At 45.5% G+C, this 20,119-nt stretch carries 15 protein-coding genes; 4 read left to right on the plus strand and 11 right to left on the minus strand.

Features of this window, described 5'->3' with window-relative positions; genetic code table 11:
- The first annotated feature begins 18 nt into the window (after window positions 1–18).
- Together U0033_RS10640 and U0033_RS10645 are read left to right on the plus strand one after the other, a co-directional pair.
- Window positions 19–1,566 carry an acyl-CoA mutase large subunit family protein gene (locus U0033_RS10640; RefSeq protein WP_072356754.1) on the plus strand — a complete coding sequence of 516 codons (1,548 nt, stop codon included), beginning with the start codon at window positions 19–21 and terminating at the stop codon, window positions 1,564–1,566.
- A gap of 67 nt (window positions 1,567–1,633) precedes the next feature.
- On the plus strand, window positions 1,634–2,530 hold the full coding sequence (locus U0033_RS10645) for a class I SAM-dependent methyltransferase (protein ID WP_072356753.1): 897 nt from the start codon (window positions 1,634–1,636) through the stop codon (window positions 2,528–2,530).
- Window positions 2,531–2,613: 83 nt separating this feature from the next.
- Here the strand turns inward: U0033_RS10645 and U0033_RS10650 are convergent, their stop codons facing one another.
- Window positions 2,614–3,444, minus strand: coding sequence for a M57 family metalloprotease (locus U0033_RS10650; protein ID WP_072356752.1), 831 nt, complete (start codon window positions 3,442–3,444; stop codon window positions 2,614–2,616).
- A 457-nt stretch (window positions 3,445–3,901) separates the two neighbouring features.
- On the opposite strand from U0033_RS10650, the gene U0033_RS10655 reads away from it, so the two are divergent.
- Window positions 3,902–6,661, plus strand: coding sequence for a S8 family peptidase (locus tag U0033_RS10655; RefSeq protein WP_072356751.1), 2,760 nt, complete (start codon window positions 3,902–3,904; stop codon window positions 6,659–6,661).
- A gap of 56 nt (window positions 6,662–6,717) precedes the next feature.
- Here U0033_RS10655 and lpdA read toward each other — a convergent pair whose 3' ends face one another.
- From lpdA to U0033_RS10690, 7 genes are all read right to left on the minus strand, one after another.
- The gene (lpdA, locus tag U0033_RS10660) at window positions 6,718–8,124 is read right to left on the minus strand and encodes a dihydrolipoyl dehydrogenase (RefSeq protein WP_072356750.1); all 1,407 of its coding nucleotides are present in this window, start codon (window positions 8,122–8,124) and stop codon (window positions 6,718–6,720) included.
- Window positions 8,125–8,383: 259 nt separating this feature from the next.
- A complete protein-coding gene (locus tag U0033_RS10665; RefSeq protein ID WP_072356749.1) occupies window positions 8,384–9,055 on the minus strand; it encodes a LolA family protein in 672 nt (223 codons plus the stop codon).
- Between the two features lie 148 nt (window positions 9,056–9,203).
- Complete coding sequence (locus U0033_RS10670) at window positions 9,204–11,813, minus strand: FtsK/SpoIIIE family DNA translocase (RefSeq protein WP_072356748.1); 2,610 nt, start codon at window positions 11,811–11,813, stop codon at window positions 9,204–9,206.
- A gap of 254 nt (window positions 11,814–12,067) precedes the next feature.
- Window positions 12,068–13,504, minus strand: coding sequence for an alpha/beta hydrolase family protein (locus tag U0033_RS10675; RefSeq protein ID WP_072356747.1), 1,437 nt, complete (start codon window positions 13,502–13,504; stop codon window positions 12,068–12,070).
- A gap of 8 nt (window positions 13,505–13,512) precedes the next feature.
- A complete protein-coding gene (locus tag U0033_RS10680; protein ID WP_072356746.1) occupies window positions 13,513–13,914 on the minus strand; it encodes a DUF423 domain-containing protein in 402 nt (133 codons plus the stop codon).
- Window positions 13,907–14,416 carry a shikimate kinase gene (locus U0033_RS10685; RefSeq protein ID WP_072356745.1) on the minus strand — a complete coding sequence of 170 codons (510 nt, stop codon included), beginning with the start codon at window positions 14,414–14,416 and terminating at the stop codon, window positions 13,907–13,909. The genes U0033_RS10680 and U0033_RS10685 overlap by 8 nt, the downstream gene beginning before the upstream one ends.
- Window positions 14,417–14,443: 27 nt before the next feature.
- A complete protein-coding gene (locus tag U0033_RS10690; protein ID WP_072356744.1) occupies window positions 14,444–15,058 on the minus strand; it encodes a 4'-phosphopantetheinyl transferase family protein in 615 nt (204 codons plus the stop codon).
- A 33-nt stretch (window positions 15,059–15,091) separates the two neighbouring features.
- Here U0033_RS10690 and dcd point away from each other — a divergent pair, with 33 nt between their 5' ends.
- The gene (gene dcd, locus U0033_RS10695) at window positions 15,092–15,628 is read left to right on the plus strand and encodes a dCTP deaminase (protein ID WP_072356743.1); all 537 of its coding nucleotides are present in this window, start codon (window positions 15,092–15,094) and stop codon (window positions 15,626–15,628) included.
- A gap of 97 nt (window positions 15,629–15,725) precedes the next feature.
- Here the strand turns inward: dcd and U0033_RS10700 are convergent, their stop codons facing one another.
- The 3 genes from U0033_RS10700 to U0033_RS10710 all read right to left on the minus strand — a co-directional run bounded on the left by U0033_RS10700 (window position 15,726) and on the right by U0033_RS10710 (window position 20,076).
- Window positions 15,726–17,657 (minus strand): c-type cytochrome, encoded by a 1,932-nt coding sequence (locus U0033_RS10700; RefSeq protein WP_072356742.1) that lies wholly within the window; start codon window positions 17,655–17,657, stop codon window positions 15,726–15,728.
- Window positions 17,658–17,685: 28 nt separating this feature from the next.
- Window positions 17,686–19,077 (minus strand): 3-keto-disaccharide hydrolase, encoded by a 1,392-nt coding sequence (locus tag U0033_RS10705; protein ID WP_245801699.1) that lies wholly within the window; start codon window positions 19,075–19,077, stop codon window positions 17,686–17,688.
- 354 nt (window positions 19,078–19,431) lie between these two features.
- Entirely contained in the window at window positions 19,432–20,076 is a 645-nt protein-coding gene (locus tag U0033_RS10710; protein ID WP_072356740.1) for an START domain-containing protein, read from the minus strand.
- Window positions 20,077–20,119: the final 43 nt, after the last annotated feature.

Below are 20,119 nucleotides of genomic sequence, written 5' to 3' on the forward strand. Positions count from 1 at the left end.
TCCACGAATGTGCATATTATGGAAAATATCATCAAAACAGATGCCGGTATTATCATAGATCCAGTATATACTCAACCGGTACCCATGGATGAGTTGCCCGGACAATTCCCATTTACCAGGGGTGTGCATGCTACCATGTACCGCGATAAACTATGGACCATGCGACAATATGCCGGATTCAGTACCGCGGAGGCCTCAAACCAGCGCTACCACTATCTGCTTAGCCAGGGGGTGATGGGGTTGAGTGTGGCCTTTGACCTGCCTACACAGATCGGATATGATTCTGATCATGCCATGTCGGAGGGAGAAGTGGGAAAGGTAGGTGTGGCCATCGATTCGCTGGAGGATATGGAAAGACTCTTTGCCGGAATTAAACTGGAGGAGATCTCTACCAGTATGACTATCAACGCAACAGGATTTATCTTACTCGCTTTGTACGTTGCTCTTGCTAAAAAACAGGGGGCCGATCTCCATAAGATATCAGGCACTATCCAGAATGATATTCTAAAGGAGTATGCTGCAAGGGGCACTTATATTTATCCGCCCAAACCTTCGATGCGCCTGATCACCGACATTTTTGCCTGGTGCAGTACCGAAGTACCCAAATGGAATACCATCTCCATTTCCGGTTATCATATCCGCGAGGCAGGTGCCAATGCGGTGCAGGAGCTGGCATTTACCCTGGCTAACGGCAAAGCCTATCTAAAAGCAGCCATTGAAAAGGGGCTGGCCATCAATGTATTTGCGCGCAGGCTATCTTTCTTTTTTAATGCGCATAATCATCTCTTTGAGGAGGTAGCGAAGTTCAGGGCTGCGAGAAGGATGTGGGCTACCATGACAAAGGAATTGGGGGCTACTGACCCGAAGGCGCAAATGCTACGCTTTCATACACAGACAGGTGGGAGTACGCTAACGGCGCAGCAGCCACATAATAATATTGTACGTGTTGCTGTGCAAACTATGGCAGCAACCCTGGGAGGCACGCAATCGCTGCACACGAATGGGTATGATGAAGCATTGTCACTGCCTACCGAGGAAGCGGCACGCATTGCCTTGCGTACCCAGCAGATTGTAGGCTACGAGAGTGGTATTGCAGATACGGTGGATCCGCTGGCAGGATCCTATTATGTAGAGGCACTGACGAACGAAGTGGAGGCAAAGGCCTGGGAGCTGATAGCGCGTATAGATGCAATGGGAGGTGCAGTGAGTGCGATAGAACAGGGTTTTGTGCAGGACGAGATAGCAAGAAGTGCTTACTTATACCAGCAGGAGATAGAAAGCGGTGAGAAGATTATTGTTGGGGTGAACAAGTTTACGGTAAAGGAAGAGGGAACACCAGAGATCTTCCGGATTGATGATAGTATCAGGCAGGTGCAAACGGAGCGGCTGGAGGAACTGCGCACACGCAGGGATCACGAAGCTGTAAAGGCTATACTACAAAGGCTGGAAGCCGCGGCCCATACAGAGGAGAACCTGATGCCGATCGTAGTGGAAGCGGTGGAAACTTTGTGTACCCTGGGTGAGATAGCGGATACACTAAGGAAGGTATTTGGTGAATATAAATAAGAACTTTATTTATGCCGGCTGAAGGAATAAGCGATTTTTTCGTTATGATTTTTCTGTATTTTTGGCCATGTCTTTTATCTACCATAAAACCTGTCCGGTATGTGGAGCCGCAACTTCACATAAAGCACTGACAGCCAAAGATCACACTGTTTCTAAAGAAACCTTTGATATCATACATTGCGGACATTGCAGCGTACGTTACACACAAAACGTTCCTGACAATGCCAACATCGGCCGCTATTATCAATCGCAGGAATATATCTCCCACTCAGAAACCCGCCAGGGTCTCATCAACCGTTTATACCACAGCGTGAGGAAAATCACCCTGCGCAGTAAACAAAACTGGGTTAAGGCAGCAACCGGGCTTAAACAGGGTTCCATCCTCGACATTGGTTGTGGTACGGGTTCCTTCCTTCACTTCATGCAACAGGGCGGCTGGCAGATCACAGGTGTGGAGCCCGATGAAACTGCCCGTCAGAATGCAAAGACATTATACAACATCGAACCCCGGCCATCAGAAGATCTCTACGCATTGCCTGCCGGACAATTCGATGCCATCACCATGTGGCATGTACTGGAACATGTACATACCTTACATGATTATATCCGTCATATCCGTACCTTATTAAAACCGGAAGGCGCACTGCTCATTGCAGTACCTAACTACACTTCTTCTGACGCGGAGCATTATGGAGAAAACTGGGCAGCATATGATGTACCACGTCACCTTTATCACTTCTCTCCTGCTTCTATGGAGGTATTGCTGAAACAGCATAAGATCAGGGTTGTGAAAAAACATCCAATGGTGTTTGATGGGTTTTATGTAAGTCTGCTGAGTGAGAAATATAAGCATGGCGGAAATGGCCTGTTTAAAGGCTTCTGGAATGGGTTCATTTCATGGAGGAAAGGCCTGAAAGATGTGGACAGATGTAGTTCTGTCGTATATGAATGTAAAGCAGAATAAACAAAGATATTGTAAGCCGGTAGCATTTCGCTACCGGCTTTTTTTGCTCATGCATCAGCTAATAAGAATATCTGTCTTACTAATTAATACAAGTAGTTTAATGCGATAATATCGTTCGGGTTGAAAGTACGATTACCACCATTGGAGCATGACAGCATCCATGAATTTGCATCAGCACCGGTTGGCGTACCTGGAATCCAGATAGCTCCTACGCTTGAAGCGCCTTCGTTGGTAGCAGTACCACCACAGCTATAAGAACGATCGAAATAATCAGTATGACGGAAACCAATACAGTGACCGATTTCATGCTGAATTACAGAACCTACATACAGTACATTTGGATTACTGCCATAAGCCTGAGAGTTAGTGTTCATCAGGATAGAGGCGTAAGGATTACCGCTGCTGGTTGGGAAACCTGAAGAACCCAGGGTGATAAAACCACCGCTTGGGCCCTGGTTAAAACCAGAGATAGTAATGTGTGCAATACCGCTGGTGATACGGGTGAAAGTGATAGCGAGTTGGAGACGGTTGTAACGGGCAATAGCAGTATCAGCACCTGCTACATAAGCGCTACCCAGGCTACTTGCAACCAGGACTTTGATAGTACGTGGGGTACCTGTCACGATGTTGGTAGTGCGATACTGTTCTGAATTAGCTACACGCAGAACAGGGCCAGTGTATTTAGCATTCAGGTCTTCTTCAGTGAGGCGGATATCACCTTCTACGATGTAATCATTGCCGAACTTGTGAACATCTGCGGCGCTAAAGCCCAGTGCTTCGATCTTTGCAAGGGTTTCAGTGGAGATAGCATCAGCAGATTTAGTGCTGCTTACATTATCTTTTTTACAGGAGACTGTGGCTACAGCGATACCGGCCATCAGACACAATAAGGCGTTGAATGAATGTTTACGCATACATTTAGATTTGGGTTTGGGTTTCAGGAAAATGAAGATACTATTAGCTGATTCGCTGACGAAAAATGGACGTATTCATCATCAGTAAATACAGCTAACGACAGATAAAAACTCGTGCTTACAGTTGCTGCACGATACGTGCATCATGCATGTTTAAATTGTTTACTGTTAATACATAATTTTAGTGCTCAAAAAGTGATGTGGGTGAAAGATACGGTATGGCAAAATCCGCGTCCTCTCCGGGCTTTCAATGATTATTGATTCTTTCGGTTACGCGCCAAAAAGATGGCTGCTCTGGTATCAAATGCCTCGACGTTTAGATTTTAGTTGCTCGGGTCCAATATTACAACTTTCCATGAAACCAACGAAAAATTTTTCTTTTTATTTAATCAGAGTTATGAATGAATTACTTTAGTTTTATTTGACGCAAAGAGCAACCTGTCAACCCAAAATCTTTATGAGAGCAAGCCTTGTTTTGTTACACTTATTAGTATGCCAGGCATTATCAGCAGGCGCCCAGGACTTCCCGGATCAGGTAGCTGTGAGGTACGCCAGCAGCGACCTTGCGAAGGGCGGATCGCGTAAACATACAGGTTATTACCTCGTAAAGTTCCGTGAATATCCCGGTGAATCACTGCATGATTATGGGGTGGTAAAATCATTCAGCCAGGTACATTTTATACTAAAGAAGGCAACCTTTGACAGCAGCTTAGCGCGACGCGTAGTGTATGTGTTGCAGGCGAATGATAACTGGAAGGCAAGTACGAATTTATTAAACCTGATTGCTATCCGGGATAGTGTTGAGTTGATTGTAAATGCGGGTGCTGCACCTGGGTATTGCCGTATAATACGGCGTACCGGATCGAATTATATTGTATCTGTATTGACTGCTGAGTGGCGTAATTTTATTGCACAATCTATTATCTCCTTTGCCGATGTACAACGGAAAGCATTTCCTGAACAAAGAATAAATTCAGCAGACCTTTCTGCAAATGCGATCAATACTGTGCAACAGGCATATCCTGCGATAAGAGGCACTGATATTACCGTGTCATTGAAAGAAGACCTGTTTGATACAACAGATCTTGATCTGAAGGGAAGATTTATTTTGACTTCGCAGGCATCTGCGAATTTTTCTTCGCATGCTACTATTATGGCAACAATGATAGCGGGTGCAGGGAATAATGGAGAGAAGGGATTGGGGGCAGCACCGCAGGCTTTGTTATGTCCTGCAAATTATACATATAGTTTAATGCCGGAGGACAGTGCTTACATGAGGGATTATAAAGTATCTGTACAGAATCATTCTTATGGTACGGGAATAGAGAATTATTATGGTGCAGAGGCAGTGGCGTATGATGAAGAAGTGTATCATACGGATACCGTATTACATGTTTTTTCTTCGGGCAATGTAGGTACGAGTGCTGATACGGGTAGCGTCTATGCGAACCTGAAGGGTTTTGCAAACCTGACAGGCACTTTTAAACAGGCAAAGAATGTATTGGTAGTGGGTGCAAGCGATGATTCACTGCATGTACCGGGCATCAGTTCGAAAGGGCCTGCATATGATGGGCGTATCAAACCTGAATTAGTGGCATTCGGAATAGATGGATCATCAGGATCAGCGGCGCTGACCAGTGGTGTATCTGCTTTGCTACAACAAGCTTACAAACAGGTGTATCATAGCATGCCTTCGGCAGCGCTGGTGAAAGCCATTTTAATTAATAGTGCAAATGGAAATGGAATTAGTTATAGCAGGGGCTTTGGTAGTTTACATGCATTGCATGCAATGCAGACTTTGGAACAAAAACGCTTTTTACAGGGCAGGGATAATGGCATCTTTACGATCCAGGTACCTGCAGGTGTACAGCGACTAAAGGTTACACTTGCATGGAATGATCCGCCTGCTGAAGCAAATGTTTCCGGCGCATTGGTCAATGACCTTGATGTAACTGTTATTGCAGGTGGTCGTCAATATCTTCCCTGGGTATTATCATCAGCGCCTGTATTGGACTCTTTATCTGCGGCCCCCCATCGTTCCCGGGATAGTCTGAATAATGTAGAACAGATTACGATTGATAATCCCCTTGCCGGCGAGGTGCAGATAATTGTAGCTGCACATCATTTAAAGGTACCAAATCAGGCTTTTTACCTCGCTTATGGCTATGAGTTCAAAAACTCCTTTGAGTGGCAAAATCCGGGGTCTGAAGAGGTAATGGTTGCTGGTAATCCTGTACCAGTTCCTTTACGATGGACTTCGAATGTGACGGCTAAAGGAGATCTGTTCTGCAGCTATGATAAGGGTACCAGCTGGCAGCGCATCGCCACTCAATTGAATACGGCTACGGGATTATTTTACTGGAGCATTCCTGATACTTTCTGCGCTGCACTATTGAAATATACAACTGCTGATACATCTTTCATCAGTGATACCTTTTATCTTTCTCCCCGCCCCTCCTTACAGATCGGTTATAATTGCAGGGACAGCGCGATGATCTTCTGGAATTCATTATCGCAGGCAGGCGCTTATGAGCTATATCATATGGGAAATACCTATCTCCTCCCCTATACGCAAACTGCAGATACATTCCTGACGATTTCTTCTGCTACGAATTCAGCCTATTATGCAGTAAGTCCGTTGCATACTGATGGATGGACGGGATTGAAAAGCTATGCTACCAATTACCAGTTACAGGGCACTGGCTGTTATTTTAAAAGTCTGCTGGCTACCGCAACAGATGATGGAAATGTATCTCTCCATCTATCCCTGGGCACCACTTATCACCTCGATCATTTGTATTGGGAAAGGCTTTCAGGAAATGGATATGTAACACTTGATTCAGGTACTGTTAATACAAATACAAACTATGCGTATGCAGATGAAAATGCAAAGGAAGGATTACTCTATTACAGGGTAAAACTGATCACCACAAATGGAACTGTGTTGTATTCAGATCCAGCCAGTGTATATATTTTACGAAAGCATGATTACATGCTTTTCCCGAATCCCGCAGCGGGTACTGTTACCCTATTGAGTAAGGCTGTTGATAATATGCAAATGCAGGTATTTGATATGAGCGGAAAGTTAGTTCTGACAAGAGTGATTGCTAACCTGCAGGAAAGCATTCCCATCAATGGGCTGGTGCCTGGTACTTACGTATGTGTATTGGTGAACAATGGGAATAAGGTCTTCTCTCAGCCATTAATAAAACTCTAAAAAAAAGACCCGGAGTTTAGCTCCAGGTCTTTTCTATATAGTACTAATACTTTCTATTACAGGTGGATTGCCTCACCGTAAGCCACCTCGATCGCATCTTTTACAGATTCGCTCATGGTTGGGTGTGGGTGGATAGAATCCAGTACTTCCTGGTAAGTAGTCTCCAGCTTACGTGCAGTTACTGTCTGCGCAATGATTTCGGTTACGTTTGCACCGATCATATGCGTACCCAGCCATTCGCCGTACTTAGCATCGAAGATTACCTTGATAAATCCTTCGTTTGCGCCAGCAGCAGTTGCTTTACCGGATGCAGAGAATGGGAATTTACCAACTTTCACTTCGTAACCAGCTTCTTTCGCTGCTTTCTCAGTGTAACCTACAGAAGCGATTTCTGGTGCGCAATAAGTACAACCAGGAATGTTCATATAATCAATAGGCTCAGGTTTGTGAGCATATTTCTTTTCATTGTAACCGATCGCCTCGATACAAACGATACCTTCCTTAGAAGCTACGTGTGCCAGTGCCTGACCAGGAACCATGTCACCGATCGCGAATACGCCCGGAACATTTGTCTGATAGTATTTATCTACCAGTACACGCCCCTTGTCGGTTTTGATGCCCAGTGCTTCCAGACCCAGGTTCTCGATGTTTGCCTGAATACCAACAGCACTCAGTACTACATCTGCTTCCAGGCTGATTTCACCAGTTGCAGTTTTCACTTTCGCTTTCACGCCATCACCGTTTGCTTCTACAGCTTCAACAGATGCATTGGTCATGATTTCGATACCTTTCTTCTTATAGATTTTCTCCAGTTCTTTAGAGATATCTTCGTCTTCAACCGGAACGATGCGCGGCATGAATTCAACGATGGTCACCTTAGTACCCAGGGTAGCGTAGAAATAAGCAAACTCAACGCCAATAGCGCCGGAACCTACTACGATCATGGATTTAGGCTGTTTAGGCAGCACCATTGCCTCACGGTATCCGATTACCTTCTTACCATCAATTTTCAGGTTAGGCAGTTCGCGGGCACGAGCACCAGTTGCCAGTACGATGTACTTAGCGTCGTGTACTACAGCTTTACCGTCCTTATCTGTAACTTCTACCTGACCTTTAGCTTTCAGCTTACCGGTACCCAGCAGAACATCAATTTTGTTTTTCTTCATCAGGAACTGCACTCCCTTGCTCATCTTGTCTGCAACACCACGGCTGCGCTTGATAACTGCATCAAAATCAGCGCTGCTTTCTCCTGCGTTGATTCCATAGGCCTTGGCATGCTGTATGTATTCCAATACCTGTGCAGACTTTAACAATGCTTTAGTAGGGATACAACCCCAGTTCAAGCAAATACCGCCCAGGTTCTCCCTTTCAACGATTGCCGTCTTAAATCCCAGCTGAGAAGCACGGATAGCAGCCACATATCCGCCGGGGCCACTACCAATTACGATTACGTCGTATGCCATAATGCTTAATTTTAATTAAAACTTGCCAAAGGTAGTAAAAAAAAGCGCAATTGCTAGTATGCGTGAAAACGGGAGGGTATTGGGGCTGGCTAAAAGTAAAATGAAGGCGCTGAGAATTGCGTAAAAGCCATTCCGTCTCCATCACCCACCCGAGTTTTAGTCAGGCCCGTATAATAACAAAAAGCCCGGCCAAAAATGGCCAGGCTTTTCTTCTCTTCTTAATCGAAGATCCATCAATATCTTTTCAGGATCCGCTAACCTATCGCAGGTCCACTACTTCTACCCCTGGATACTTCTTAGGATCGAAACTGAATGTCGCATCCGTCAGGTTAGTATTAGGCGTGAAATTGGTGATCTCGTATGTATAACGGTTACCGTTCTTTTCAAACATTTTCATCTTTGAAATGCTCTGGTTTTTCTTGTCAATTGACACGATTACCTTGAAAACATTCTTAGACTTGTCTGTAGGTGTCATCTCAATATTCTGATACACCTTACCTTTTTCTGTAGTTTCTGCATCCAGGCGGTACAGGTAATCCTTGTCATAGAAGTTAGTGAACAACTTAGCAGGTGTGAGCTGTGTGCTGCTCTGATCTACATTATTGATTGTCACCTCATTAGCATCTTTCTGGTAGGTCCAGCTAGTCTTGTTATCGCTAATGATTTCCTGACCCTCCAGGTTTACTTTATACTTGCTGCCTTTTACATATACAGTTCCTTTCTTGGAATCTGCCACGCTGTTCTTGCCGCCTTCTACTTTCAGTACGAAGTTAGCTACAACAGTCTTGAAGGTTGAAAACTTCTTGCTCACATTATCCAGGATCACCTTTGCTTTCGGGTCATTTGCACCCAGGCTACCTGTCTTTGTCTGAGCCATGCCGCTCATTGCTACACTCCCTGCCAACATGCTCATGAATAAAATTTTCCTCATTACGGTAAGTTTTTTTATTGTTGTAGTAGTAAAAACAAATGTTATGCCGGGTCATGCCCGGATTGTTAAGATTGTGCCAAAAAGGCGCAAATTTAGTGCTTCAGGTCGGTCTTAAATGGTATTATCGATATTTAACGGAAATAATCCTTTAAAATCCACCTCCCAGATCATTCAAGATCATTTCCAGGTCTGTTTCTGTTTTCACATTTACCTCTCTCGCCTTACTTCCCAAATTCGGGCCTACGATGCCTGCGGCTTCCAGCTGGTCCATCAGCCTGCCCGCCCTGTTATAGCCCAGTTTCATCCTGCGCTGTAACAAAGATGTAGATCCCTGTTGGTTTTGCACAATCACCCTGGCAGCCTCTTCGAACAGGGGATCCCTGTCCTGCAGGTTCACGTCCCTGCCTTCCATATCCTTCTCGTCTACATATTCCGGCAACAGGTATGCCTCCGGATAAGACCGCTGGCTACCGATGAACTCTGCGACTCTCTCTACCTCCGGTGTATCTACAAATGCACATTGCAGACGTACCAGTTCACCGCCCAGAGACACCAGCATATCCCCCTGGCCAATCAACTGCTCTGCACCACCAATATCCAGGATGGTACGGGAGTCAATTTTGGAAGACACCTTAAACGCTATACGTGCCGGGAAGTTCGCCTTGATGGTACCTGTGATAATGTTTACTGACGGACGCTGTGTGGCAATGATCAGGTGAATACCAACCGCACGGGCCAGCTGGGCCAAACGTGCTATCGGCATTTCCACCTCCTTACCGGCTGTCATGATCAGATCTGCAAACTCATCGATCACCAGTACCACAAACGGCAGGTAGCGATGCCCCCTTTGCGGATTTAGCCTGCGCTGTACAAATTTATTGTTATACTCACGGATGTTACGTGTACCTGCTTCTTTTAGCAGGTCATAGCGCAGATCCATTTCTATACACAAGGCATTCAGGGTATGAATTACCTTTTTGGTATCAGTAATAATTGCATCTTCTTCGCCCGGTAACTTGGCAAGGAAATGTTTCTCTATCAGTTTATACAGGGAGAGTTCTACTTTCTTGGGGTCTACCAGGATGAACTTCAGCTGGGAAGGATGCTTCTTATACAGGAGAGAAACCAGCAAGGTATTGATACCTACAGATTTACCCTGACCGGTAGCACCCGCCATGAGCAGGTGAGGCATTTTGGCCAGATCTGCTATGAAGTTCTCGTTGTCAATCTTTTTACCAATAGCAATTGGCAGGTCCATGTTACTTTGCTGGAACTTCTCAGATGCCAGCAGGTTACGGAGGGATACCATGCTCTTTTTCACATTCGGCACTTCAATACCAATGGTACCCTTACCCGGGATCGGCGCTATGATACGAATACCTAACGCTGACAAACTCAGGGCAATATCATCTTCCAGGTTCTTGATACGGGAAATACGTACACCGGCAGCCGGAACTATTTCGTACAAGGTTACGGTCGGGCCTACGGTCGCACTGATTTTCTGGATAGAAATATCGTAGTTTTTGAGAGTGCTGATGATCTGGTCTTTGTTTCGATCCAGTTCTGTAGCATCCTGCACCACTTTTTCCGTATTGTGGTTGTCAAGTAGTTCGAGTGGAGGATGTTTATAATCCCGCAGATCCAGGGAAGGATCGTAGGGATCCAGCTGTACGGCTTCGCCTACTGTTCCGGTAGTTTCTGCCAGCTCTTCCTCCGGTTCATCTTTACTTGGTTTAATTTCCCAGGCTACGTCAGTTGCTGCGTTATTCTTTTTATTGTTGCGGGCATTGGTTTGCTCCACCGTTTCTTCAATGTATAACAGTGGACCTGCATCCTCTTCTTCCTCCTCTTCTATTTCTTCGTCTACTGCCGGAGGAGCTACCACGACCGGTTTAACGACTGCTCTTACCGGCAATTCTTTCTCCACCAGCTGCATGTCTTCCAGCTCCTCTTCTTCCAGGGTAGGTGTCACTACAATCGCCCCATTATCCTTCAGACCATTCTTACGCTTAGGTTCTTTTTTCAAGGGCATTTCAGGCACCTCCACATCTTCATCCACTGCTACCGGCATTCCGGCCAGCTGTGGCTTAGGTGGTTTTGGTTTGCGCAGCACCCATTTGAAATCCAGGTTGTATTTCCAGATACTCCATGCCAGCCCTGCTACCAGCAGCAGTAATGCAGCTCCCGCAGTGCCAAGGAAACCGGAGATCCATTTACTTACACCATCACCCATTGCGCCACCCCATGCAAAATCTGCAGCAGCAAGGTTGGCTACAAATGCAGCAGTAGTGCTGAGGAACAGTAAACCAAAAAGTACGTATTTAACATTGCGCCATAATTTGAATACGCGGCGGCCAACGATGAAATTGACACCGAGAATAAAAAACAGGAAGCAAAAAAGATATGAGGCTATACCAAATCCTTTGTAAAAAAACCAGTGGGAAACAAAAGCACCTAAACGACCCAGGAGATTCTCCACCTTCACAGCATCATTGTCCATAAGGAGGATGTTGGCACTGTAACGGAATACCTTGTCCTGGTCATCCTGCCAGGTAAAGAGATAAGAAGTGAATGCAATAAAACAGTAGAGAGACAATAAAAGGGATATCACCCCCAATACTTTGTGGGTGCGTTCATCTTTTACCAGTTCCTTTACTTTTACCTCTGCTTCTTTTTCCTGCTTCAATACGTTGGGGTCATTAGCACGAGGAGGTTTCTTGCTGTCTGGTTTTTCAGTTTTCAGTTTGTTCTTAGACATATTGTATTGCGCTCCAAAATTAAGGCCACAGGTTGATATATTAAGAATTAATTTTCATATATACCTGAAAATAGCCATGCTATTGACCTTCAGCAACATTGAATTTTTATTTTCAGGGCTTTGTTGCTATGGCAATAATAATTTGCAATGACTGTTTGCCATGTGGCCGTATGAATTTATCATGACAATTTCCAATGCAAAAAAAATGGTTTTGCCGATAAGCAAAACCATTTCAGTCAACTTTATTTAATCATTCATTTTCCACTTTCATCTTCGTACAGTTTCTGGACCCACTTCGTCATCCCTTCCAATATTTTAGGGCTGATCGTTTCATCCAGGGTGCCATATTCCTCTATCCTGCATGTGATACAATTCTGAAACAGATGATTGAGTCCGGGAAGATTCCACATAGTCAACATTTCATTCCCACCGGCTTTCAATCCATCCTGAATCCCTTTCAGATTCGGGTTGGCTGCTGTCTCTACATCTTTCGCACCATTCATTGCCAACACCGGGCACCTGATCTTCGCGAGGTAAGGAACAGGATCAAATCTGAGTAATGACAGTGCTCTTGGCCTTGCATCGGCTGCATAAACCTCCTGTATAAACTGCTGTTTTCCAGCTATATCCGTACTATCGCCAAAACGGTTGTATACCAGCCCTAAATAAGTGGCAGCAATCGTTTTGCGGGAAAGTGTATCCTTTTGATTCACCAGCACTTTCAGGTAAGGCTGATAATAATCTTTGTAATCCCTGATATGCTCTCTGGAATCGCCATAAGAAGCTGCCGTCGTCGCCATCCGGTTCAGGTACTGGGTTTGCCCGTCTACTCCAGGCCCAGCCAGGAGCAGCAGGTAAGCGATCATTTTATCGCTGGCCGCCACCATTTCAGCAACAGCACCACCTTCGCCGTATCCTAACAAGCCAATACCCAAAGAATCAATGTCATTCCTGCTCCGGAGGTAGGCAAGGGCAGCCTGTACATCGTTGGCCAGGTTACCAATACTGGCAGAATCATAATTCCCTGTACTATTCCCTACACCACGCTGATCAAACCGTAAAGTGGCAATTCCTCTCCTCACAAAATAATCCGCCATCACAGCAAATGGACGGTGCCCAAACATTTCATTATCCCTGTCAGGATGCCCTGCACCCGGAATCAATATGATCACTTTAAAAGGATCTTTTCCCTTGGTACCGGGCCTTGTCAGGGTACCACCCAGGAGTACCTTATCAACTTTATTGACAAATTTAATATCTTCTGTATCGTAGGCGACCGTTGATTTCGGGGTTTGCGGGCGCTCCAGCTGCAGATCATCTTCCTTCACTTCCTTACGTGAAAAGTAAATACTCACCCTGTTGTTCAACTGGTAGAAAAAGCCATTATAAGTATTACGATTAGTCCATGCTCCCATGAACACCACGCCGATGCGGGGAATGGAAAACTTCAGGCTATCATTGGTCACAGCTACGGTATCTGTCAGCACAGGGTCATCCTCTTCATCAGGGTTCACCAGCTGCCCGTTCCACTCACCATTTTCATTGGCAAATGTGAGTACTAAACGCTGCTTCTGCCCCTGCGGGGTTTTCAGAATTCCATACCACTTTCCGCTGATGTCAGGACCGGATTGTGCAAATACAAACCCTCCCAGGCATATACCCAGGCAGGTCAAAACCACATATCTAAGCATACGTTTCTTTATTTCTTAATGACCGCCAGTAGCAGGCAAACCCATCCTGCGATGAAGAATACCCCGCCGATCGGTGTCAGGATACCAATGATGGAAGGAAAATCTATTTTCCCAAATCCTTTCAGTGTCAACAGGTAAAGAGAACCTGAAAACAGGATCACTCCGGTCACGAAGCAGCGCCCGGCCCATTGGGTGAGTGAACCTGGAAAATGAACATAAAGCAGCGCAACTGCGATTAAAGCAAAAGCATGGTAAAACTGGTAGGTAATGCCTGTCTTGTACGCCCTTTCCAATGTCGTTTTCATAGCGTCTGTAGTCGCCATGTCGTATAATTTATGTGCGCCGAAAGCTCCCAATACTACGCCTAATATGCCAAATACGGTTGCCCAGATTAAAAAGCCCTTATGCATTTTCGTTCAGTCTTTTGGTAAATGTATCTAATGTTACGGAGTCCGATTCTGCTATTGTAATTTTGGCCTGTTGGTAGAAAGGCTGTCTTTCGGCCAGTTTTTTCTCGACAAATGCCAGGAGTTCATCATCCGGCAGATCTGCTATGAGCGGACGTTTTGACTTTTTACGCTTCAGCCGGTCTACAATTACAGCCAGTTCCGGGTTCAGCCAGATAGTCGTACCTCTTTCATTCATCACATCCATATTATCCTGGAAGCAGGGCACTCCTCCTCCACAGGAAATGAGGAAATTGTCGCCTTCTGACAGCTCACGCAGCCAGAAACCTTCCTTTTGCCGGAAATAATCTTCTCCTTTGGTGGCGAAGATATCACTGATGGACATTTCTTCGGATTCTACAATTACGTCGTCCAGGTCATAGAATGGTAACTCCAGATGCTCGGCCAGCTGTTTTCCCCAATAGGATTTACCGGCACCCATAAAACCTAATAAAAAGATCTTCAAGCAGTGTATATTTAAAAAGTTAATGCATTAAATGGTCCAGGATAGGCACAGACCGTCCGCAATAAGATATTGCAAAGATAGCCGTGCTTTTTTATCTGCTTTGTTAAAATTACAGTGGATATATCCATATAATTGATATGGAAATGGCTCCAGCTGCATATTTTCTTTAAAATCAACCTTTCCCAGGCCGTACCATTTGAAAACCGCCTCCTTGGCACTCCAGCATATAGTTTTGTGTGCCAGGGCATTGGCCGGATCAATGAATTCCCGTTCCGTGGGTGAGAGGAATTTATGGCTCACTTTCTCAATCTTGTCGTTCATGGATTCAATATCCACACCTACAGCACTTTCCTGGCTCACAATGGCAGCTACAAAATCGCCGCAGTGAGAAATGGAAAAATGTAAACTATTGCAGGATAGGATGGGTTTTTTGCTTTCCATGATCTGGATACTATCCAGCGGGAAGCCCGGAAATAGTTCTGTCAGCAGGTAACGACCGGCAAAATGTTGCAGGCGCTTGTGCGGATGATGAATGGCGGGCGATATGTTGACCCTTTTCCTGAAGAAGGTTTCGTCCTCTCCGATCTGCCATACTCCCAGCCGGCTGCCGGGAGATATTTGTATCGTACGTATTAATGGCATATCTTGCCAAATTAATACTAATTAACCAAATATATGATCCTGTCTGATAAAAGGATATTGGAGGAAATTGAGAAAGGCACTATCGTCATTTCACCTTACGACCGGAAATATCTCGGCACTAACTCTTACGATGTACACCTTGGCAAGTATTTGGCGACTTATAAAGACCGTGTACTGGATGCCAAATCACACAACGAAATTGAACATTTTGAAATCCCTGCGGAAGGGTTTGTATTGCAGCCAGGTACGCTGTACCTGGGCGTGACAGAAGAATATACAGAGACACATGCACATGTACCTTTTTTGGAAGGGAAGTCCAGCACCGGAAGATTAGGGATTGATATTCATGCAACGGCGGGGAAAGGTGATGTAGGGTTTTGTAATACGTGGACACTGGAAATTAGCTGTGCGCAGCCGGTAAGGATATATGCGGGCATGCCGATCGGGCAGTTGATTTATTTTGTGGTGGAGGGTGATGTGGAAACGTTCTATAATAAAAAGGGGAACGCGAAGTATAATGGAAGAACGGTGAAGCCCGTGGAGAGTATGATGTGGAAAAATCAGTTTTAGTATTCTTTAGATTTAAATAAACAAAAACGCTTTTGCCTTCGGCAAAAGCGTTTTTGTTTGGGGCGAGGGCCTGCTGCCTGCTTTCAGCATGCAAAATTTATTTTAATGAGTTAATCCAGGCAGCTATTTTTAAAGCATCTGCCTTTGGCACCTGCGGCATCGGCGGCATTTCTGTCGCGTAGTCCGGCCAGTTCTGTGGCTTTGGATTTGCAATCAGTTTTAAGATCTGATCGCTGGTGTATTTTCTCTTTGCGATTTCTTTATATGCAGGACCCACCTGGCGTTTTTCTGCATTGTGACAGGCAAGGCAGGTATATTTTGCAAGTAAGGGTTTTACTTCTTCGAAAGAAGGTGCTTTCTTTGCCAGCGAGGTTGCTGCTGTTGTAGCTTTTGTAGCCGTGGTTGCCGGTTTTGCCGCGGCCTTTACCTTCTCTGAATTGTAAGTACTTGCCTGTGCAACTGGCAATTTCGCACCCTGTGGAATGTGATGCAAAGTGTAGTAGCCATTGTTATGGATCAGGGAATAGAAATGTTCCTTCTCTCTCACACCATCCAATACGATGTTGTGTACATAATCCGGACGCAGACTATCTACAATGATCCTTGCCTTCAATCCATCTTCTGACACCTTCACTCCTTTTACAGGGCATTGACCAATGTTTACCATCGGACTACCATACACTGCATGATACTTGTAGGTGAAATTCTCTACATGGTAAGAAGCCAGATCCTCTGCAGATTTTTTATCTACCGGTAATGTAAATTCTATCTCAAAACCATCCGGCATAGCTTTGATCGTTTTCATTTCAAACGGCATCTTTTCATTCCACACCAGTCTTTGCAAACCTTCGTTTGCTTCACCGGCAGAACCCCATCCACGGTTGGTTTCACCTACAAATAAGGTATTACCATCTTTTGCCCATGCCATTCTCAGTACACCGGACTGGAATCCCTGCCGGAAGTCAAAAGACACACCCTGGTATTCACCATCCACCTTCTCCATCACCACACGCATGATCTTGCTTTGCCCCTGATCTCCTACCAGCAACTGGCCAGCGAAGGGGCCAAAACTACCTTCAGGAATCTGCACGATCTCAGAGTTGGAAATCCCCTGTATACCATGTGGGAGAATGACTGCAGGCAATTGCAGATCAGGGATCTGTTTCTTTACATCCATGAGTGTAACGAATTTTTCATTCACTACATTCTCAGGTTTGATATAACGGCCTTCCGCATTTTTTACACGGCGACCATCTACCAGTGAAAAGAATTGTTTTTCGGTCACCTTTACAGGAGAATTGGGTTCCTGTGACCAGCGTAAGCCTGCAGGATGCCCGATGAAAGCACCTTTTTTCACCTGCCATACACCACCGGAACCTACCCAGTCGCCCTGGTTCTCTGAGTAAAACAATTCACCATTGATCATACCCAATCCGCATGGGGAACGGAAACCTGTGGCATAAGGTTCCATATGACCATCTTCAAAGATGTGCATCATCCAGCCTCTCCAGGGAACACGGCTCTCGCCTCTCCACCATTCTTCATCACCGAAAGCTACGTTGCCGGATACAAAAAATGATCCGTCTGGTGCTAATTTAGGGCCGAAACTATATTCATGATAGTGTCCGGAAAGTGGCCATGCATAGACAGTTTCATATATATCTGCCTTTCCGTCCATATTGGTATCCACCAGTTTTGTCAACTCACCACGTTGTGCGCAATACAAGGCACCATCTTTATATACAAGCCCGAGAACCTCGTGCAGACCGCTGGCAAACTTTGTCCAGTAAGGGTTACGGCTGTCAGGTGCATGTACTACCCAGATATCGCCTCTGCGGGTAGATACACCCAGGTCACCGTTGGGCAATACACAAAGCCCACCTACTTCGAGCAGGATCCCTTCGGGGGCTTTCATCTTTAAGATCTTAAAGTAGTCTTCTTCTTTCGGCGTTTCCTGTGCCTGTGTGGCCATCGAGGTGAGGGCCAGCATCATGCCGCAAAGCATCGCCTTTTTTAATATATTTTTCATGTGCAGGATTCAAAAGATTAAGAAACGATTAGAAAATGATGGCATAGCTCAGCTTACTGCGGATAGGAATGATCATTTCCTTTCCTTCTGCTGCATCACGGATGATTGGTTTTTCATTGCCGGTATCTTCCAGTTGCAGGTAATAAGCTTTGCCATCTACGATGTACAGATCTTTTGAAACAGGTTCTATTTTGCTACCTGCTACAATCTTTGCATACAGTCCATCTACAGGATTGGCAACAGTGATGACGCGATGTATACCATGACCTTCGGAGAGCACGCGCACTTCATCGCTTACAGCAGTTCCATAGATCAGGTATTTGAAAGTTGGGCGGTCTTTGTCGTCGAGTACATAACCTTTGGGGCGATAACCGGTACCGGTAGTATCTGTGAGCCATGTAGCCTGCGCGTTGGCCAGCCTGGCGATGGTAAAGGAAGGTTTACCTAAAGTTTGCACGGTGCCTCTTGGGCGGGAAGTACCATTTCCCCTGTCATGCCACATAGGTGTAGCATCGAGGAAACCACCTCTCCATACCTGAGCCAGTGCACCTCTGTCCATATCGTAGGTGTAGTGCACCTGTTCCGGGCTACCTACGTTTACAGCATGTACAATACGGAAATCAGGTACATCCATAAAGCTGCGGAGAACGGTGTTAACATTGGCATCTACGTAGATAGGATCCACGTTGTCGCGGCGGTTATTCCCATTTTGCGCTTCGCTGGCTGCTTCTCTTTTTTTGATCATGATGTTTTTAAAAGCAACAGCACCATGATCTCCCTGCAGGCGAAGCGGACCTGTGGCACTTTCATTACCACCGTCCATAGCGCCACGGGTAGCACCCAGGAGTTCTACATCTTCATGAATGACCATACCATTCAGGGTGATGAGGAGCATTCTTGCATTGGCGATCTTCTTGCCATTGGCATCGAAGCGGGGTGCCTGGAAGGAAACTTTCAGGTGTTGCCAGAGACCGGGAGCACGGGTTACGTTGTAACGGGGTGCATGGCCTTCGTATCCCTGGAATCCCTGGGGGCGGCTATCTTCCCATCGTTCGTAAATACCGCCATTATCACCTGCGGTAGGGTTGGTTTTGCCCCAGCTATCCAGCAGCTGGATCTCATACCTACCCTCGAGGTATACACCTGAATTGGAGCCGGGAGCCATCATATAGTCCATTTCCAGGTCTATATCTCCATATTCGGCATTCGTGAAGAGGTCCTGACCCGGATGTTTTTTGTCCGGTAAATTCAGGAGTACACCGACGCCCGGGGAAAAGCTCAGTTCATGCGGTTTATCCAGTGCTGCGGCAGCGTCAGTGACGATGCTCCAGCTGGGTCCCGGGTCATGAAACGAGGATAAGTCCTGAAGCGGCAGAATGCCGGACTGTGCGAAGGCTGGGTTGACAACAGCTATTCCCATGCCGCAGAAGCAAAGGAAGCCCATCAAAGACCGGCGAGCATGATTTTTCGATCTAAGTACCATAACGTAACAATAAGTTGCATCAAAAGAAGTGAAATTTTAGCATTGAGACCTTTTGACGATTATGCAATATAGAAATTGAAATTGGGAGAAGCAAGGGGCTGGAGATGAATGATGATGGATGGGATGAATGCTGTGAAAGAGAAGCAATAATTGATGATAAAAAATAAAAGGTCAGTTCTGAAAAGAACTGACCTTTTATAAATGAATACAGTAGCATCGAACAAGCGTCGAACTAGCATCGAACAAGCACCGGCCAAAACGTGGACCTAAGGTGGACTTATGCCAGCCTCTCTACTCCCGTATATAAGATAAATGAAGATTTCTATAAGCGGGTTTCGCCAGTTGTACTTTAAGTTTCTTGAAAGTTTCCATCGGTCCTTTTGTTGCGAACAGGTTAACTAACCAAACAGGGATAGAACCACCCGGATCGGTTTCCAATGTATAATCAATATACACCATATTGTTCTGTAAAGGAGTGAGTACCCATTTGCCATAAGAATTACGCACCCTGATAATATCCTTTTTCTCAGGAATGTAATTATGTACTACCGGGCCATCGATGGTGACCACTTTTGTTCTGGCATCCTGGGTGGCAATCAGGTGCGCCACAAAATCACGGTTAGTAATGGGCCATGGTAATGCTACTTCGGAATAATAAAAGAGTTCGGATGGACTTACCTCTTTGAGTAATGTGGCCGATTTGGTGCTGTATACCCAGTCTTTCGCCGAAGAGATGTCGAGAATAATGGCTACCAGCTGACTGAGGGTAGCCGGTACTGCAACTTTAACACGTATGGCTTTTAAGTTGGAGTTTTCGACTGTCTTTGTGTAAATTTTAATCCCGTCTTTATCGTCTTTTAGTTTCCAGTCATTCTGGGCGTAAGAAAAGAGGGATAACAGCATAGCCGCGCTAATAATCATTATACTTTTCTTCATGTCTGTGCCTTGGCCAAAGGTTGATAGCAATTTGGCCGGATTG

This window comes from Chitinophaga sancti, from assembly GCF_034424315.1.
GTDB lineage: Bacteria > Bacteroidota > Bacteroidia > Chitinophagales > Chitinophagaceae > Chitinophaga > Chitinophaga sancti.

Bases quoted from the DNA above. Each gene is read 5' to 3' on its own strand.
- U0033_RS10640 (WP_072356754.1), top strand. From the start codon at position 19: ATGGAAAATATCATCAAAACAGATGCCGGTATTATCATAGATCCAGTA.
- U0033_RS10645 (WP_072356753.1), top strand. From the start codon at position 1,634: ATGTCTTTTATCTACCATAAAACCTGTCCGGTATGTGGAGCCGCAACT.
- U0033_RS10650 (WP_072356752.1), bottom strand. From the start codon at position 3,444: ATGCGTAAACATTCATTCAACGCCTTATTGTGTCTGATGGCCGGTATC.
- U0033_RS10655 (WP_072356751.1), top strand. From the start codon at position 3,902: ATGAGAGCAAGCCTTGTTTTGTTACACTTATTAGTATGCCAGGCATTA.
- lpdA (WP_072356750.1), bottom strand. From the start codon at position 8,124: ATGGCATACGACGTAATCGTAATTGGTAGTGGCCCCGGCGGATATGTG.
- U0033_RS10665 (WP_072356749.1), bottom strand. From the start codon at position 9,055: ATGAGGAAAATTTTATTCATGAGCATGTTGGCAGGGAGTGTAGCAATG.
- U0033_RS10670 (WP_072356748.1), bottom strand. From the start codon at position 11,813: ATGTCTAAGAACAAACTGAAAACTGAAAAACCAGACAGCAAGAAACCT.
- U0033_RS10675 (WP_072356747.1), bottom strand. From the start codon at position 13,504: ATGCTTAGATATGTGGTTTTGACCTGCCTGGGTATATGCCTGGGAGGG.
- U0033_RS10680 (WP_072356746.1), bottom strand. From the start codon at position 13,914: ATGCATAAGGGCTTTTTAATCTGGGCAACCGTATTTGGCATATTAGGC.
- U0033_RS10690 (WP_072356744.1), bottom strand. From the start codon at position 15,058: ATGCCATTAATACGTACGATACAAATATCTCCCGGCAGCCGGCTGGGA.
- dcd (WP_072356743.1), top strand. From the start codon at position 15,092: ATGATCCTGTCTGATAAAAGGATATTGGAGGAAATTGAGAAAGGCACT.
- U0033_RS10700 (WP_072356742.1), bottom strand. From the start codon at position 17,657: ATGAAAAATATATTAAAAAAGGCGATGCTTTGCGGCATGATGCTGGCC.
- U0033_RS10705 (WP_245801699.1), bottom strand. From the start codon at position 19,077: ATGGGAATAGCTGTTGTCAACCCAGCCTTCGCACAGTCCGGCATTCTG.
- U0033_RS10710 (WP_072356740.1), bottom strand. From the start codon at position 20,076: ATGAAGAAAAGTATAATGATTATTAGCGCGGCTATGCTGTTATCCCTC.